This is a genomic window from Streptococcus sp. AM28-20 (assembly GCF_003603595.1).
GTDB classification, from domain to species: Bacteria; Bacillota; Bacilli; order Lactobacillales; family Streptococcaceae; genus Streptococcus; species Streptococcus ilei.
In genome coordinates this window covers 229,606-246,319 of record NZ_QTNK01000001.1, presented here as the reverse complement: position 1 = coordinate 246,319, position 16,714 = coordinate 229,606, and the positions used below count along the sequence as shown (strand labels likewise).

Annotated in this window: 13 protein-coding genes, 1 tRNA gene, 1 other RNA gene and 1 pseudogene; 2 read left to right on the top strand and 14 right to left on the bottom strand. The window is 41.4% G+C overall.

Annotated features, from left to right (window positions below):
* Positions 1-34 precede the first annotated feature (34 nt).
* From lepB to dnaG, 11 genes are all read right to left on the bottom strand, one after another.
* Entirely contained in the window at positions 35-592 is a 558-nt protein-coding gene (gene lepB / locus DW738_RS01320) for a signal peptidase I (protein WP_023026652.1), read from the bottom strand.
* Positions 593-743: 151 nt separating this feature from the next.
* On the bottom strand, positions 744-2,249 hold the full coding sequence (pyk, locus tag DW738_RS01315; RefSeq protein WP_123160120.1) for a pyruvate kinase: 1,506 nt from the start codon (positions 2,247-2,249) through the stop codon (positions 744-746).
* A gap of 60 nt (positions 2,250-2,309) precedes the next feature.
* A complete protein-coding gene (gene pfkA, locus DW738_RS01310) occupies positions 2,310-3,323 on the bottom strand; it encodes a 6-phosphofructokinase (RefSeq protein ID WP_048689104.1) in 1,014 nt (337 codons plus the stop codon).
* Between the two features lie 84 nt (positions 3,324-3,407).
* Positions 3,408-6,509, bottom strand: coding sequence for a DNA polymerase III subunit alpha (locus DW738_RS01305; RefSeq protein WP_123160119.1), 3,102 nt, complete (start codon positions 6,507-6,509; stop codon positions 3,408-3,410).
* A gap of 127 nt (positions 6,510-6,636) precedes the next feature.
* Positions 6,637-6,724, bottom strand: a tRNA-Ser gene (locus DW738_RS01300).
* 132 nt (positions 6,725-6,856) lie between these two features.
* Positions 6,857-7,204: a transfer-messenger RNA gene (gene ssrA / locus DW738_RS01295) on the bottom strand.
* A 76-nt stretch (positions 7,205-7,280) separates the two neighbouring features.
* Complete coding sequence (locus DW738_RS01290; protein ID WP_123160118.1) at positions 7,281-8,081, bottom strand: ABC transporter ATP-binding protein; 801 nt, start codon at positions 8,079-8,081, stop codon at positions 7,281-7,283.
* Between the two features lie 9 nt (positions 8,082-8,090).
* Positions 8,091-8,798, bottom strand: coding sequence for an ABC transporter ATP-binding protein (locus tag DW738_RS01285; RefSeq protein ID WP_123160117.1), 708 nt, complete (start codon positions 8,796-8,798; stop codon positions 8,091-8,093).
* A 156-nt stretch (positions 8,799-8,954) separates the two neighbouring features.
* A complete protein-coding gene (locus DW738_RS01280) occupies positions 8,955-9,284 on the bottom strand; it encodes a metal-sulfur cluster assembly factor (protein WP_006596590.1) in 330 nt (109 codons plus the stop codon).
* A 1,030-nt stretch (positions 9,285-10,314) separates the two neighbouring features.
* The gene (gene rpoD / locus DW738_RS01275) at positions 10,315-11,427 is read right to left on the bottom strand and encodes an RNA polymerase sigma factor RpoD (protein WP_048689399.1); all 1,113 of its coding nucleotides are present in this window, start codon (positions 11,425-11,427) and stop codon (positions 10,315-10,317) included.
* A 2-nt stretch (positions 11,428-11,429) separates the two neighbouring features.
* Complete coding sequence (gene dnaG, locus DW738_RS01270; protein WP_123160116.1) at positions 11,430-13,217, bottom strand: DNA primase; 1,788 nt, start codon at positions 13,215-13,217, stop codon at positions 11,430-11,432.
* Between the two features lie 240 nt (positions 13,218-13,457).
* Between dnaG and mscL the strand changes: the two genes are divergently transcribed.
* Positions 13,458-13,838: a large conductance mechanosensitive channel protein MscL gene (gene mscL / locus DW738_RS01265; protein ID WP_123160115.1), complete on the top strand. Its 381-nt coding sequence runs from the start codon at positions 13,458-13,460 to the stop codon at positions 13,836-13,838.
* A 101-nt stretch (positions 13,839-13,939) separates the two neighbouring features.
* Here the strand turns inward: mscL and rpsU are convergent, their stop codons facing one another.
* From rpsU to gla, 3 genes and pseudogenes are all read right to left on the bottom strand, one after another.
* On the bottom strand, positions 13,940-14,116 hold the full coding sequence (gene rpsU / locus DW738_RS01260; RefSeq protein WP_000048054.1) for a 30S ribosomal protein S21: 177 nt from the start codon (positions 14,114-14,116) through the stop codon (positions 13,940-13,942).
* A 147-nt stretch (positions 14,117-14,263) separates the two neighbouring features.
* Positions 14,264-14,575, bottom strand: a pseudogene (locus tag DW738_RS10370) (hypothetical protein).
* Positions 14,576-14,657: 82 nt separating this feature from the next.
* A complete protein-coding gene (gla, locus tag DW738_RS01250; RefSeq protein ID WP_123160114.1) occupies positions 14,658-15,527 on the bottom strand; it encodes an aquaglyceroporin Gla in 870 nt (289 codons plus the stop codon).
* Positions 15,528-15,731: 204 nt separating this feature from the next.
* Here gla and DW738_RS01245 point away from each other — a divergent pair, with 204 nt between their 5' ends.
* Positions 15,732-16,700 carry an NAD(P)/FAD-dependent oxidoreductase gene (locus tag DW738_RS01245; RefSeq protein WP_123160113.1) on the top strand — a complete coding sequence of 323 codons (969 nt, stop codon included), beginning with the start codon at positions 15,732-15,734 and terminating at the stop codon, positions 16,698-16,700.
* Positions 16,701-16,714: the final 14 nt, after the last annotated feature.

Sequence of the window (16,714 nt, the reverse complement as noted above, 5' to 3'; positions counted from 1 at the left end):
AGCTTTTTTGTACGAAAAAAATAGTCCTTCTGGACTATTCTTCGATTTTAATAAAGCCGAATTTATTTAAAGGATACAATCGGAAATCAACTACCCCTTCAATCTGACTAGCTTTAATATAACCAAATTCACGACTATCTTTTGTATTGTTGCGATCATCATTTAGAACTAAGTAACTATTACTAGGTACTTTTCCAGCCTTGGTTCCCTTGAGTTCTCTAGAGAAAAAATCATTTGTAAAATAATCGCCACTTGGGGCAGCCAAATGTTTGGTCTTCATCTTGTCCAAATACGGCTCTGCTGTAGCTACACCATTCAGATAAAAGACATCATCCACATAGCTGACCTCATCGCTCTCTATCGCAATGACACGTCCAAGATATTGTTTCTCTTTTACATGATAGAGGACCAAATCTGTCCGATCAATTTTTCCCTTCTTAGTCGCTAATACTAAATCATCTTTCTTAACGGAGGCATTGGCCATTTGATCAGATACCCACAATGGTTGAAAAACAAATAGGCGCAAAGTAATGAGTACCAAGCCCAATATTCCAATGATGATAATATTCCGAATCAAATCCCTTTTCGACATTCCTATCCCCCCTTTCAGCTCATTTCATTATACCATTTTATTAGACAATAAAAAAGACCCACATTCCCAAATTGTCAGAAACTTGCTCTAAAAAGAAAAACCTTGTCTCCAAGCTTTTAACTTAGAAAACAAGGTTTTTTCATTGGTTAGATTAACGTACTGTACGGATACGCATTGTATTTGTACGAACAGCTTCGCCAAGTGGCACACCTGCAACGATAACGATATCGTCACCAGATTCTACAAGACCTGCTTCTACTGCTTTACGTTCTGCGATTTCGAACATATCGTCAGTTGATGATGGAGCATCTGTCAACATTGGGATAACACCCCAGTTCAACATCAATCCACGTTCAGTCAATTCGTCAAATGTCAATGCCAAGATGTCAGCATTTGGACGGTATTTAGAAATCAAACGAGCTGTGTGACCAGTCTTAGTAAGGGTAACAACCAATTTGATATTCATTGAGTTAGTAGCGTCTTTAACAGCTGAAGCCATAACCTCTGTCTTAGAGTTACGTTCGAAAGTATCTGAGTTCAAACGTCCGTATTCGTTAAGAAGAGTTTGTGCGTTCTTGTCAATTGTAGCCATTGTTGTTACTGACTCAAGTGGGTATTTACCGTTTGCAGACTCACCTGAAAGCATTGTAGCGTCAGTTCCGTCGATAACAGCGTTAAATACGTCTGATACTTCTGAACGAGTTGCACGTGGTTTTTCAGTCATTGTTTCAAGCATGTTTGTTGCAGTGATAACAACTTTACCAGCAGCGTTCACTTTTGTGATAATCATTTTTTGGTAAACTGGAACCATTTCGAATGGTACTTCGATACCCATGTCACCACGAGCAATCATGATACCGTCAGCAGCTTCAATGATTTCATCCAAGTTATCGATACCTTGTTGGTTTTCGATTTTCGCGAACAATTGAACGTGACCGTTACCAGTTTCTTCACAGATAGCACGAACTTCGTTCACGTCTTTTGCAGTACGTACGAATGAGATCGCGATGAAGTTGATACCTTGTTCCAAACCAAAACGGATATCGTCGTTATCGCGTTCAGCAAGAGCTGGGAAAGGAATTTTTGTGTTAGGGATGTTGACACCTTTTTGTTTAGCGATCACACCGTCGTTTTCAACTTCAACGATGAATTCACGACTTGCATCGTCTTTTTCTACAACACGAAGACCCAATTTACCATCGTCGATCAATACTTGGCGACCAACTTCAACATCATCGTAGATGTCAAGTGCGCCAGCAACGTTCAAGGCAATCACTTCACGAGTTGATTTGATACCTTGTTTAGTCGCAACACGGATTTTTTCACCAGTTGTATAAGAGTACTCTTTAGCATCGCCTTCGAACAACTCTGTACGGATTTCTGGACCTTTTGTATCAAGAAGGAAACCAACTTTTTTACCAGCGATTTCTTCTGCACGTTTAACTGTTGCCATACGATCACCTTGTTCTTGGTGGTCACCGTGTGAGAAGTTGAAACGGAAAGTGTTGGCACCAGCTTCGATCAATTTAGCGATGTTTTGTGCTGAAGCTTCAACGTCAAGTTTTTCACCCCAATATCCATCATCACCAAATTTTTTACCACCACGGATTTCTACCGCAGGACCTAAGGTTGCAACGATTTTTACACGTTTGTTCATGATTTCTATGACTCCTTTTAAAATACACTGTCTTTTTAGACAAATTTTAACAAATAAATATTAAATAGAAGATAAGCTACGGTTCAACTCTGCAAGGTTCAAGTCAGCCTTGTGAGGGTTGTTCACTTTAATCTTACCATCTTCAGTTAAGCTAAAGAGGGCACCTTCTTCTGCACTACCAAGAATTGGGTTTTCCACCATTTGTTCATTGCGGATACCAACAGCTACGCCACCGATACCAGCTTTCAATAACTTAACAGCATGTGCACCCAAACGTGAAGCAAGGACACGGTCACGCGCAGTTGGTGAACCACCACGTTGGATATGTCCAAGTTCTGTTACACGAAGATCGCTTGTATCTCCAGCATCTTTCAAGGCTTTACCAAATTCAGCAGCTGACATCACACCTTCAGCAAGAACGATGATGTTGTGTGTACGACCTTTTTCGTAGCCCTTCTTGATGCTCTCAACGACATCTTCGATAGCAAAGCCTTCTTCTGGAATGATAATTTCATCCGCACCAGAAGCAATACCAGACCAAAGGGCAATATCCCCGGCATTACGTCCCATTACCTCGATAACGAAAGTACGGTGGTGACTAGATGAGGTATCGCGGATCTTATCAATCGCGTCCATAACAGTTGTAACTGCTGTATCAAACCCGATTGTAAAATCTGTACCAACGATATCATTATCAATTGTTCCAGGAAGTCCTACAGCTGGGAAACCATGTTCAGTCAAACGCATCGCTCCGTGGTATGATCCATCACCACCGATAACGACAACACCTTCGATTCCATGTTTCTTCAACTGCTCGATCCCTTTTAATTGACCTTCGCGTTCAGCAAATTCAGGATAGCGAGCTGAATGAAGCATCGTTCCACCACGAGAAATAATATCTCCAACTGATGAAGCATCCAATTGATGGATATCACCAGCAACCATACCAGCGTATCCATTATAGATACCAAATACTTCCATTCCTTCAGAAATTGCTTGGCGAACAACTGCACGGATAGCAGCATTCATTCCAGGGGCATCTCCTCCACTGGTTAAAACAGCAATACGTTTCATTTCGATATTTGCTCCTTTTTTTCTTTTACATTCTAAATGATTATAACACAAAGAGGCTCAAATTTCTCCTATTTTCCGTAGATTTTATCGATAAATCGTTTTCATAGCAATACTTGACAGCTCATTTTCTAACTTCTCGTTTTTCTGGACGGAAACTCCTTTTAATTGAATGGTCTTTTTCTCCTCTTCATAGCGAATAACGACAGGATAAGGACCTGGATAAGCTTTTAAAATATCTAAGACTGCCCGGTCCTCCTGGTGATCAAACAATTGAATCCAAAAACGCTGATTGGTGGCTTCTTCTGCTTCCATTAAAACCATCTGAAGACGACCATCTCTAGATTGCACTTTTCCTTTGAGATAGTAATAGCCCTTCTCTCTTATTTTTGAACTATAGTGGCGATAAGTATCCGGAAAAAGAGTGACATCCATCTTCTTTTGGAGATCGGAAACTTGTAAAAAGGCCATATTTTCCCCATTTTTTGTTCGAATCGTCCGGATTGATTGGACTTCGACTAGGATGGTGGCCTGTTCTCCTTCGCTTAAAGAAGCGATCGGCCGTACTGGTTGGCTACTTGCGGATAGAATTTCCACCAGAGGATGAGGACTGAGACCGACCCCTATGACCCTTTGCTCCATTTCATACTTCTCAGCCTTGCTGTAGTCCTCAGCATCCATCCAGGAATAATTAGCTTCCCCAAACAAACTCCCCAATTCATCCGCAAAGACAAATAGATTGGGAAGGTTCTGAAGAACTTTTCTGCGATTCTTTTCAAAACAGTCAAACAAGCCCAATTCTACTAGTGGCGTTAAGAGAGGAAGTTTGTGGTATTGGCTAGGCAAGCGCAAAATAAAATCTTCAATGCTCTCAAAGGGGCGTTGGTCAATAATCCAAAAGGCTAGATCTTTTGGAAGACCTTTGATATTCTTCATTCCTAGATAAATCTTCTGATCTTGGAACTTATCTTTATAAGGAATGGTATTAATGGTCAAAGGAGCCACTTGGAAGTTGAATTGCAACGCATCGGTCAAGTAATCACTGCTAGAGTAGTTGAGCATAATGTCAAAGAAGACATCTGGATAATGGACTTTAAAGTAAGCCAATTGGAAGGCCAAGGCTGAGTAGGCATAGGCATGGGAACGGTTAAAGCCATAGCCAGCAAATTTTTCCATAATGGCAAAGACTTTCTTGGCTTTTTCTGCACTATGCCCAAGCGCGACAGCCCCCTTGATAAAGTCATCTTCCATCCGATGCATTTCTGCCACGTTCTTTTTCCCCATGGCCCGTCTGAGAATATCGGCCTTTCCTAGACTAAAGCCAGCAAAGGTCTGGGCCACCTGCATGACTTGTTCCTGATAGAGCATGATGCCATAAGTTGGTGCTAGAATCCCTTCCAAACTAGGATCAATCATATCGACCTTCTCTTTGCCGTGCTTACGTTTAACGAAATTATCGATATAGTCACTAGCCCCTGGCCGGTTCAAAGAAGTCGTCGCAACAATTTCTTCAAAACAGTTGGGTTGCACCCGTCTTAATAAACGGATAGCTCCTGCTTGCTCAAACTGGAAGATTCCCTTGGTATTGCCCGCAGCAAATAAAGCAATCGTTTCTGGATCTTCTAGAGGAATGTCCTCGATTTTAATATCCTTTTGATATTTTTCCTTCACTGCTTCCTGCATCCGTTGAGCAAAGGTTAAATTTCGTAGTCCTAAGAAGTCCATCTTGAGCAAGCCATTTGCCTCAACACCATGGGCATCATATTGGGTCAGATTCATCTCCTCACCCATCTTGATCGGAATTTGATTGGTGAGGTCTTCTCCACTCATGACGACACCTGCCGCATGAATCGACGTCTGACGCGGTTGCCCTTCAATCCTCTTCGCAATTTCAAAACCCTTACGGTATTCTGGGCGACTTTGGATGGCTTGGCGAAAAGCTACATTCTTTTCATAAGCAGAAGCTAAGGTATCCCGCAAGCCGATCCGCTTGGTGAGGTTGGTTAACTCATATTCTGGGGTCCCAAATCTCTTAAAAACATCCCGAATGGCTTGCTTGGCCCCAAAAGTTGAGAAGGTCACAATTTGAGCCACGTGAGGACTGCGGTAGCGATTTTTAACATACTGGATAAATTTGGGACGATAGACATCTGGAATATCAATATCAATATCTGGCATTGTATAGCGCTCTAAGTTCAAAAAACGCTCAAAGAGAAGATTGTTCTTGACTGGATCAATTCCTGTAATATCCAAGGCATAGGCTACTAGACTACCAACTGCTGATCCACGTCCCATCCCCATATAGTAACCCTGACTTCGACCAAAGCGTAATAAATCCCAGACAATCAAGAAGTAGTCATCAAAGCCCATCTGATGGATGACAGCTAATTCATGACGCAAACGCTCTTGGTAAACCGTCTGGTCCAGCCCCTTGCTTCTCAAGCCCTCCTCAGCCAACTCACGCAATTCCTCGACTGCAGGTTTCTCTGGATTGAAGCGAGGAAGCTTCAATTGCGTATCAATCTCATAATGAACAGTCGCAAGGGTCTTCTCTAGATAAGAAATACTCTCTGGATAATTATGAGCAAAGGCCCGCTCCAACTCTTCAGGTGACAGGAACATCATAGAAGTGTCAACAGCTCCTACTTCCTTCAGACTGCAATTGTTCCGAATGGCGTGGAGCATCTGAAAACTCTCCAAATCACTCGTAGAAAAATAGCGGACTGTATGGAGGGGGAAAACAGGACGAGAAAACTGTTTCGCTGGAGTATCTGGAAAGACACCAATCGCAAAGTCTTGGCCCAAGTCTAAATACTCAATCCCTTCAAAATAGGGAACGATGATGGCTAGATCATCCAACAAGTGTTGAAAGGCCGACCAGTCAGTTGTCCCCATCATTTTCATGCTGGAAATCTTGATTAAATGTTTATAACCTACGGTACCTAATGCAACCAAACGGATAGACAAAGGACCCGCTGGTAACTCGACTTCCAAATCAAGACCTAGGACAGCCCCAATACCAGCTTTTTGGCACTCTTCTAAAAACTCGTAGGCCCCATATAAATTATCTATATCCATGAGACCAACTTGTTGGTAACCCATTTCTTTGGCACGCTGAATATAGTCCCGAATAGAGACTAAACTGTCCATAAAGGTATAAACCGATTTTGTGTCCAGTTGTGTAATCACCTTGCACTCCTTTTCGTCCGTTCTTACCTTCTATTATACAGGAAATCCGACAAAGAAGACACTCTTACCCATTGCTAATCCTGCCTAACAAAAAAACAGATCAACTGATCTGCTTTCCTTTCTCTAACGGAAGACATGGGATTCGAACCCACGCACGCTGTTACACGCCTACCGCGTTTCCAACACGGCCTCTTAAGCCTCTTGAGTAATCTTCCAAACTAGTATCCATTATACGGAAAAGCGCTCCTCCTGTCAACAAAAAATTTAGGAATCGCTCACAAGATATCATTGCTTGATAGATTTTAAAGAAACAAAAAACGACAAGGATTTGTCGTTTGCATATATAAAAATGGAGTCGGTGGGAGTCGAACCCACGTCCAAACATCTGCCAGCATATTTGTCTACAACCATAGGTTATGTATTGCTTTAACAGCTCCTCGACACATAACTCAAGCCTAGGAACTGCGAGTCTATCAATCTCTTATCAAACTACTAGACAAAGTTTGATCGTATCTCGCTAAAATTAAGACCTGTCATCAGACACGAGCAATCCGAATCGGGTCACGCCTGCTGTTTTTTAGGCAGCTAGAGCGTAAGAAGTATTATTTTTTGCAGTTATATTTAACTGAGCGTTTACGTCGCCACACGAGTCGCAAAATATGCCTCATAATGCCTGTCGAATCCGTAACGACCCCAAAATGATATACTCCAGTGTATCATTTTTTGGGTAAAATGGCAAAAGAAAAAGAGGAATTCCTTCCTCTTTCATTCTTATTGCAAGTTCAATTTGAATTTTGTTACATAATGAACGGTAAAGTACATCGCTACAATTTTTACTAGCTCATAGATATAGGCTGGAATAAAGTTAACAACCAAGACATCACTAAGGGTATCAGAAGACATAGTTGCAGTTCTTGAAAGTTCTGAAATAGATATAGAAGGGAACAATCTTCCAATGATACTTAGTACAACCCAAAGGATAAATCCAAAGACGAAGGCCATCACGATACGACTGTTAATGAAGAGCTGACCCAGTGAGATGGCACAGTAGAGCATTAAAATACCTGAAATAGTCGCTAACACTTGAAATAGCAAGCTTTGCCAAATAAGAGATGACCCAATATGTTCGAACAATGGACCAAGTAAATCAAAAATATTCTGTTGTTGAGCGAGGCCAATCACTCCTAAGAAAATAAGCAAAGAAAGAATCAAGCTAATAAAACAGAAGATACTCCAAATCAAAGCAGATGTTACTTTTACAAGTAAAACAGTATGAGATCCAGTTGGCAAGGTCCAGGTCAAATAACCTTCACGACCAAAAATATTGTTGTAAAAACGACGAATAATAATGATATAGTTGGTCAAGGTCAAGCCAATGTAGCCCGCAAAAATGACCAAAACAACAATACTCCCAATAGTTAAGGCTGTGTTTTCTGTGAAAGTTGATGCCCCAGTTATAACACTAGAAGCTAATAAACCAGCAAAAATGGAGAGAATAGCAAGCACACCCGAAATAATGAGATACCATTTAGAAGTTGCTTTTAATTCATATTTCATTAATTTCCCAAACATAAGAACCTCCTAATACATTCTAAATTGTTCACGGAAGATCTCATCAATCGATTTACCGTATTGATTGCGAAGGACAGTTGTGTTTTCATGCAACAGAATACGACCTTGATTGATAAAGAGTGCTTCATCCAAGACTTGTTCAACGTCCGCAATCAAGTGGGTTGAAATCAATACAGATGAGTTTGGACGACGATTTTGAATGATGGTTCTAAGGATGTAGTCACGCGCAGCAGGGTCCACTCCTCCAATTGGTTCATCCAGAATGTACAAATCCGCTTCTCGACTCATAACCAAAATTAATTGGACTTTTTCCTTATTCCCTTTTGAAAGTTGTTTCAATTTTTGCTCTGGATGTAAATGTAAATCATTTAGCAATTGATAAGCACGTTGAGGATTGAAATCATTATAGAAGTCTTGGAAGAAACGGATTGTTTCTGAAATCTTCATATTTTCATCCAAATAAGTTGTATCTGGCAAATAAGAAACGACTTGTTTGGTTTTTGCAGACGGTACTTCACCATGGATGTAGACATTACCTGAAGTAGGTTGCAAGAGCCCATTCACTAATTTAATAATGGTGGTTTTCCCACTTCCGTTTGGTCCTAACAAACCAATGATACGACCCGGTTGAATATTGACACTCACATCATATAAAGCAATATTTTTACCATACACTTTTTGAACATGGTCTAGGTAGACCAAAGGGTACTGATTCATAATCTTCTCCTTAATTTAATAATGATTCTATTATAACCTTACTAAGAAGTGATTGCAAGATATAATCGGAAAAGAAAATCGAATGTTCGTACTATTTGATAACCAAATCATCTGTCCAAAAAAAGGAGAAACATCCGTTCCTCCTTTAAAGCAATCTTATTTGATTCCTAAAGCAATCCGCGCATAGCGGCTCATCTTTTCAACCGTCCAAGCTGGGTACCAGACCAATTTTACATCGACCTTAGTCACTTCTTCCATTCCTGTTAAGGCATCATAAATCTGATCCGTCAGCAAGTCTGCCAATGGACAACCCATGGTGGTTAGGGTCATATCGATTTCTGTTTCACCAGTTTCACCATCAAACCGAATTTCGTAGACCAAACCAAGATTGACAATATCAATACCTAATTCCGGATCGATGACTTGCTCTAGGTTTTCAAGAATACGGTTTTTAATTTGTTCGATTTCTTCTGTCGTATAACTCATTCTTTACTCCTTCTTCGTTGGGTTCATCCCTATGAAGAATTTCTTTTTTTACGGAAACCCAAATATTAAGAAAACTCTATAAAAGACTGCCCGAACCTGGGTCGCTTTTGAATGTCTGGGCTCGGGTTAAAAAGATCCGCAGGATCTAGGTCGCTTTTTTATTTCTAGGCGACCGTTAAAAAGACCCCCCGGACCTGGCCACTCTCTTGTTTTTGGGTGACCGTAAAAAATGTCCACTGGACATTCCTCGCTTCCGAGTTTCTCGGCTCGGGTTAAAAAGGGCCCCCGGACCTGGGTCGCTTTTTTATTTCTAGGCGACCGTTAAAAAGATCCACAGGATCTTCCTCGCTTCCGAGTTTCTCGGCTCGGGTTAAAAAGGTCCCCCGGACCTGGGTCGCTTTTTTATTTCTAGGCGACCGTTAAAAAGGTCCCCCGGACCTGGGTCGCTTTTTTATTTCTAGGCGACCGTTAAAAAGGTCCCCCGGACCTGGGTCGCTTTTTTATTTCTAGGCGACCGTTAAAAAGGTCCCCCGGACCTGGGTCGCTTTTTTATTTCTAGGCGACCGTTAAAAAGGTCCCCCGGACCTGGGTCGCTTTTTTATTTCTAGGCGACCGTTAAAAAGGTCCCCCGGACCTGGGTCGCTTTTTTATTTCTAGGCGACCGTTAAAAAGGTCCCCCGGACCTGGGTCGCTTTTTTATTTCTAGGCGACCGTTAAAAAGGTCCCCCGGACCTGGGTCGCTTTTTTATTTCTAGGCGACCGTTAAAAAGGTCCCCCGGACCTGGGTCGCTTTTTTATTTCTAGGCGACCGTTAAAAAGGTCCCCCGGACCTGGGTCGCTTTTTTATTTCTAGGCGACCGTTAAAAAGGTCCCCCGGACCTGGGTCGCTTTTTTATTTCTAGGCGACCGTTAAAAAGGTCCCCCGGACCTGAGTCGCTTTTTTATTTCTAGGCGACCGTTAAAAAGGTCCCCCGGACCTGGGTCGCTTTTTTATTTCTAGGCGACCGTTAAAAAGGTCCCCCGGACCTTTTTAATCCTCTATAAAATCACGCAATGGTTTGCTTCTGCTTGGGTGGCGCAGTTTGCGGAGGGCTTTGGCTTCGATCTGACGGATCCGTTCACGGGTCACGTTAAAGACTTTGCCCACATCTTCCAAGGTCCGCATTTTACCGTCATCCAAACCAAAACGTAAACGAAGGACATTTTCTTCCCGGTCGGTAAGAGTATCAAGGACTTCATCCAATTGTTCGCGTAGTACCACACGAGTGGTGTAATCTACTGGATTTTCAATCACTTCGTCTTCGATGAAATCTCCCAAATGGCTATCGTCCTCTTCCCCGATTGGCGTTTCAAGAGAAACAGGTTCTTGGGCAATCTTCAAGATTTCGCGCACCTTATCAGGAGTCATATCCATGCGTTCAGCAATTTGTTCTGGTGTAGGATCTTGTCCCAATTCTTGCAAGAGGTTGCGTTGTTCACGAACCAACTTATTAATAGTTTCTACCATGTGGACAGGAATACGAATGGTACGAGCCTGGTCTGCAATGGCACGGGTGATAGCCTGACGAATCCACCAAGTCGCATAAGTAGAGAACTTGAATCCCTTGGTATAGTCAAACTTATCAACGGCCTTCATCAAGCCCATGTTTCCTTCTTGGATCAAATCCAAGAATTGCATCCCACGACCAACATAGCGCTTCGCAATAGAAACAACCAAACGAAGGTTGGCTTCTGCCAAACGTTGCTTAGCTTCCAAGTCTCCTTGTTCCACCAAGATGGCCAATTCTTGCTCTTCTTCATTGGTCAAAAGAGGAACGACCCCAATTTCCTTCAAGTACATCCGTACTGGGTCATTGACCTTAGCAGAGTTGCTTCCAAGCAATTCCTCATCCGTCAACTCTGGTTCTTCTTCTTCGTTGTTCAGGACACGCGCACTTGGATTTCCTTCTTTATCCGTGATTGAAATCCCAGCATCTTGAATCCGTTGCAACAAATCATCAATTCCATCGGCATCCAAAGTAAAAGGAATGACCAATTGATCATTGATTTCATCATCTGTTGCAGTACCACTTTTCTTATGACTACGAATAAACTCTGCAATTTGGACATCTAAAGTTGTGATATCTTTTTGTTCTTTCGCCATTCCTACTCCATTCTTCTTTTTTGAGCGATTAGTCGCTCGAGTTCCAATAAAGCCTGATCCGCATCTCCACTGTGAGAGGCTTCTCGGACTTTTTTCCCTATTTGTTGACTTTCTTTACGGAGAAGCTCACGATTTCTCGTTTCTTCCACTTCTTCCAGCTCATTCTCCGCTATTTCATCCGGTAAATTCTCTTCTAACATCAGATACCAGGCTCGTTGGACTTCCTCTGTCTGCTCGGACAAATCCTGCGATGTCACTTCTCCATTTTGGCAAAGAAGTTGGTACAAGGTTTGCAAGGCAGGGGTATCAAATGAAAAATCTGTCCGAAGACGATATTCATTCAAAACATAAGGAAAAGCGTTCATCCGATGAAGAAGATGATTCTCAGCCCGAACCAGGCGAGGCAACTGCTTCTGTACAACAGTTGGACTAGCAATTGGAGCCTGTGTCTGGATTGGACCTTGATTTTGACGCTGACTACGCATCTGAAGACGACTAGCATTAACCGTTTGTTCCACCTGCAAATAATCAAAATCAACCAAGAGGTCGGCTAATTTATAAATGTAGGTGTTTTGTGCCGTTACAGATGGCGTCTGAGCAATTAAAGGAGCCATTTTCTCAACAAATTCAATCTGCGCCTGCAAATTTTCAATATTGTCTGGCTTCCAATGATCCATGAGAAATTCTATGCGGCTAAGACGCGTTTTTTCCAATAAGTCTGCTAAAGCTTGCGGTGAATTCTTTTTGAGATACTCATCAGGGTCCATCTGATCAGGAATCTGGACAACCTCTACTTCCAGTTTTTCCAGAACCTCTAAAGCCTTTGCTGTCGCTAGCCTTCCCGCTTTATCTCCATCATAGGCCAAGATAACCTTTTTGGTAAATTTGCTGAGATGGGCTACATGTTCACGGGTCAGTGCTGTCCCCATGGAAGCAACCGCATTCTCAATCCCAGCCCGGTAGGCTGCGATGACATCCATGAATCCTTCCATTAAGTAGAGTTCATGGTTCTTCTTAGCGACCTGCTTGGCCTTATCTAAATGGTACAACTCATAACTCTTGTTAAAAAGGAGCGTACTACGGCTGTTCTTATATTTCCCCTGAGGCTTGGTCCCTTCGGCTTGGTCACGCCAAAGTCGACCAGAAAAAGCAATAACTCGACCAGTATCGTCCGATAAGGGAAACATGATGCGATCTTGAAAAGCATCATACATAGTCCCCATATCACTAATATGAAAGAGACCCGACTCGGCCATAATGTTTTCTGAAAACTTTCCAGAAACACTCTGATACAGATAATTTCCTTCTGCTGGTGCTAGGCCTATTTGAAAATGCCGAAGCACCTCATCATCAAGCCCTCGATCATAAAGGTATTGCCGAGCATCCTCTCCCATCTTTGTCGTCATCAGGATTGCATGATAGAATTTGGCAGCCTCTTGATGAATCTCATAAAAAGGTTGTTTCCCATCTGCTTGGTGTCCCCTGGACTGAGAGGGAGCAAGAGCTTGCACCTGAATGCCTACCTGATCTCCAACAATTTGAACAGCTTCCATGAAGGAGACACCACGATAGTCTTCGATAAACTTAAAAACATCGCCTGATTTGCCACAACCAAAACAATGATAGAACTGTTTATCTTCGACGACATTAAAAGAAGGCGTCTTTTCACCATGAAAAGGGCAGAGACCTAAAAAGTTTCGTCCTGCCTTTGTCAATTGAACGACTTCTCCGATTACATCTACAATATTCACACTGTTTTTAATTTCTGAAATCAGTTGTTTGTCAACCATAAACAGTGCCTCCATTTTACCATAGAATATCATTAACTATTTTAAACTAATTTTTGTCAATTGTAAATCATTCAGATTGATTTTCATCCTATTTTTCCACATCTTTCCATACTTTCTAGAATCAACTGATTGCTTAAATCAACTTTTTTAAAAAATTTGAGCATAATTATTGAATTCAACAAACATTTTGGTTATACTATGGTCTGTAAAAAATTTATTATGAAAGGACATCTTTAGGATATGTTAAAAGAATTGAAAGCTTTTCTCCTTCGTGGGAACGTTGTTGACCTTGCTGTTGCAGTTATCATCGGGGCTGCATTTGGAGCTATCGTAACATCATTTGTGAACGATATCATCACTCCACTTATTTTGAACCCAGCTTTGGAAGCTGCTCATGTTAAAAATATTGCTGAATTGACATGGAACGGTGTTGCATACGGTAGCTTCTTGAGCGCTGTTATCAACTTCCTTGTTATCGGTACTGTTCTTTTCTTCGTAGTGAAAGCCGCTGAAAAAGCTCAAAACCTTGGTAAAAAGGAAGAAGCTACTGAAGAAGAAGTTGCTGGTCCTACTCAAGAAGAGTTGCTTGCTGAGATCCGCGACTTGCTTGCAAACAAATAATCAGATAAAAAGACCCGATCTTCTAATTTGAAGGTCGGTTTTTTTGTCTTCGATTTTTCTAGAGAAACAAAAAACAGACCGAGGTCTGTTCTTGTCTTCAATTAGAATTTTTTACGTTTACGAGCTGCTTCTGATTTACGTTTACGTTTTACAGAAGGTTTTTCATAGAATTCACGTTTGCGTGTTTCTTGAAGAGTACCAGCTTTAGTAACCGCGCGTTTGAAACGACGAAGAGCATCGTCAAGAGATTCATTCTTACGTACTACTGTTTTTGACATGTTTTTCACTCCCTTCAAGTTCAAGATCTATTCTATTCTACACGGAATTCTAAAGATTGTCAAGAAAAAGTTAAAGGAATTCATCTCTGGCAACTCTCTAAACGTTTATCAAATCTATTCGAGGATTCATTCTTTTCTGAATTCCTTTCATTCATAACGATTATAAAGTTTTGATACTACTTGTTCAAATGCTTCTACTTCCTCCCAATAATCCATTGGGAGATTACTAATTTTACTTAGATCATTCTCATCAAAATGATAGACCAGATGACGCAAAATTTGAGTTTCTATCCAGCGCACATCCCTTAGTTACTCGATATTAACTGATTCCAATCCTACTAGATACTGACAAAGAACAGCAAGTGACTCCGAATGAAACACTTTCTTCTCATGCAAATAATATAGAAAACTAAAATAATCAGCTCTTCTATTATCTTCTATTAAATTCTTTTCTTTCATCCCTACTCCCTTTAGAAAAAACTGTTTCCTCATTAAAAGATAAAAAACACTTTCCGTAATGTCTACGAAAAGTGTTCTAGTCTTACATATAAAGGAAGTTAAAGAGAGCAATGGCAACGATTGCAGCCAAGATTGGTGCTACAACTGGTACCCAAGCGTACCACCATTTTGAATCTCCCTTGTGTTCACCTAAGACAGATTTTGGAAGGAAGGCGTGAACCAAACGTGGACCAAGGTCACGTGCAGGGTTCAAACCAGGTCCTGTAGGACCACCAAGTGATGTCACCAAAGCCATAACGAGGAATCCAAGTGCCAAGTGAGCAATTCCTAGACCAGGAGCATGTGCTTGTGACAAAGCCAATTTTGCAGCTGTTGAAGAAGCATCAAAAATCCCTCCTTGCTCAGTCGCTGCTCTTTGAGCTAGAGAAGCAACCTCAGCACCGAAGAAGTGTTTTGTCAAGCCAAGTGCCCCAAAGAAAAGAACGAATGACCCTGCAAACTCATTGACGAAACCATTGATGGTTGCTGCTTTACGTGATTCAGGTGTTCCTTTATCCAAGCTAGAAATCGTTGAGAAAGTTCCCAAGATATTGTTTGGATTTTCAGTTTGAAGGTAATATGGACGGTGAGTCGCAACGACAACCAATTGTCCAAACATGGCTCCAAGAACTTGAGCAACGATGTAGTATAAAACATTTTCCCAAGGGAAGAGGCCACTAACTGCAAGTCCAATCGTAAAAGCAGGGTTGATATGGTTTCCTGATACATTACCAAACATCAAGGCTGGCATCATAACACCTATTCCGTACCCGATTGCAATCACGAGCCATCCACTTTGATGCCCTTTGGTACCCTTCAATTCAACGTTTGCAACGGCACCATTTCCTAAAATAATCAATAAAGCTGTTGCAATAAATTCGGTCGCAACTTTAACCCAAAAATCAAATTGCATTTTTGAATAATCTCCTTATAAAAAAATAATAATAATTTATTCTATCAGAATATCGAACACTTGTAAATAAACCGAACATTATTTTTAAAAAATATATCTTAATCCCTTGATTCATCCTTTTTAATTCTTGTATTATCCTCCACTTTCTATTTAACTCCGAATTATGATACAATAGGATTAGTTACACATCACAAAGGAGATACCATGTCTGAAATCTATGACATTACCATTATCGGCGGTGGCCCTGTAGGGCTCTTTGCTGCCTTCTATGGCCATCTGCGTCAAGTAAAAGTGAAATTAATCGATTCCCTCCCTCAACTAGGTGGTCAACCTGCTATTCTCTATCCTGAGAAACGTATCCTAGATGTCCCTGGTTTTACCAACCTAACAGGGGAAGAATTGTCCAATCGGTTGATCGATCAATTAAAAACATTCGAGACCGACATTTGTTTGAATGAAACTGTTTTGGACATTCATAAAAACGAAGATCACTTCCTAATTGAAACCAATAAAGACCAACATTTCAGTCGTGCTGTCATTATTGCTATGGGCGGTGGTGCCTTCAAACCACGTCCATTAGAAGTGGATGGGGCTGAAGAATTTGAGAACGTCCACTACCATGTTTCAAATATCCAACAATATGCTGGCAAACAAGTTGCTATTCTAGGTGGAGGAGATTCAGCAGTCGATTGGGCCCTGGCCTTTGAAAAAATCGCACCGACAACTCTGGTCCATCGTCGTGATAATTTCCGAGCTCTCGAACATAGCGTTGAGGAATTAAAGGCTTCTTCTGTCTCTATTCAAACTCCTTATGTTCCTAGTCGCTTAATCGGAGAAAATGGCCGTGCCAGCCACTTGGAAATCACCAAGGTCAAATCAGATGAAACCCAATTACTCCCTATCGATGAACTCTTTGTCAACTACGGCTTCAAATCGTCAGTTGGCAAATTAAAAGAATGGGGCTTGGATCTCCAACGTCATAAAATCCTCGTGAATCGCAAACAGGAGACCAGTCGGGAAGGAATCTATGCTTGTGGCGATTGTTGCTTCTATGATGGGAAAATTGATTTAATTGCAACCGGCTTAGGCGAAGCTCCTACAGCAGTGAATAACGCCATTAACTACATCTATCCAGATAAGAAAGTTCAACCAGTTCACTCGACTAGCTTATAAGAAAAATCCTTTGA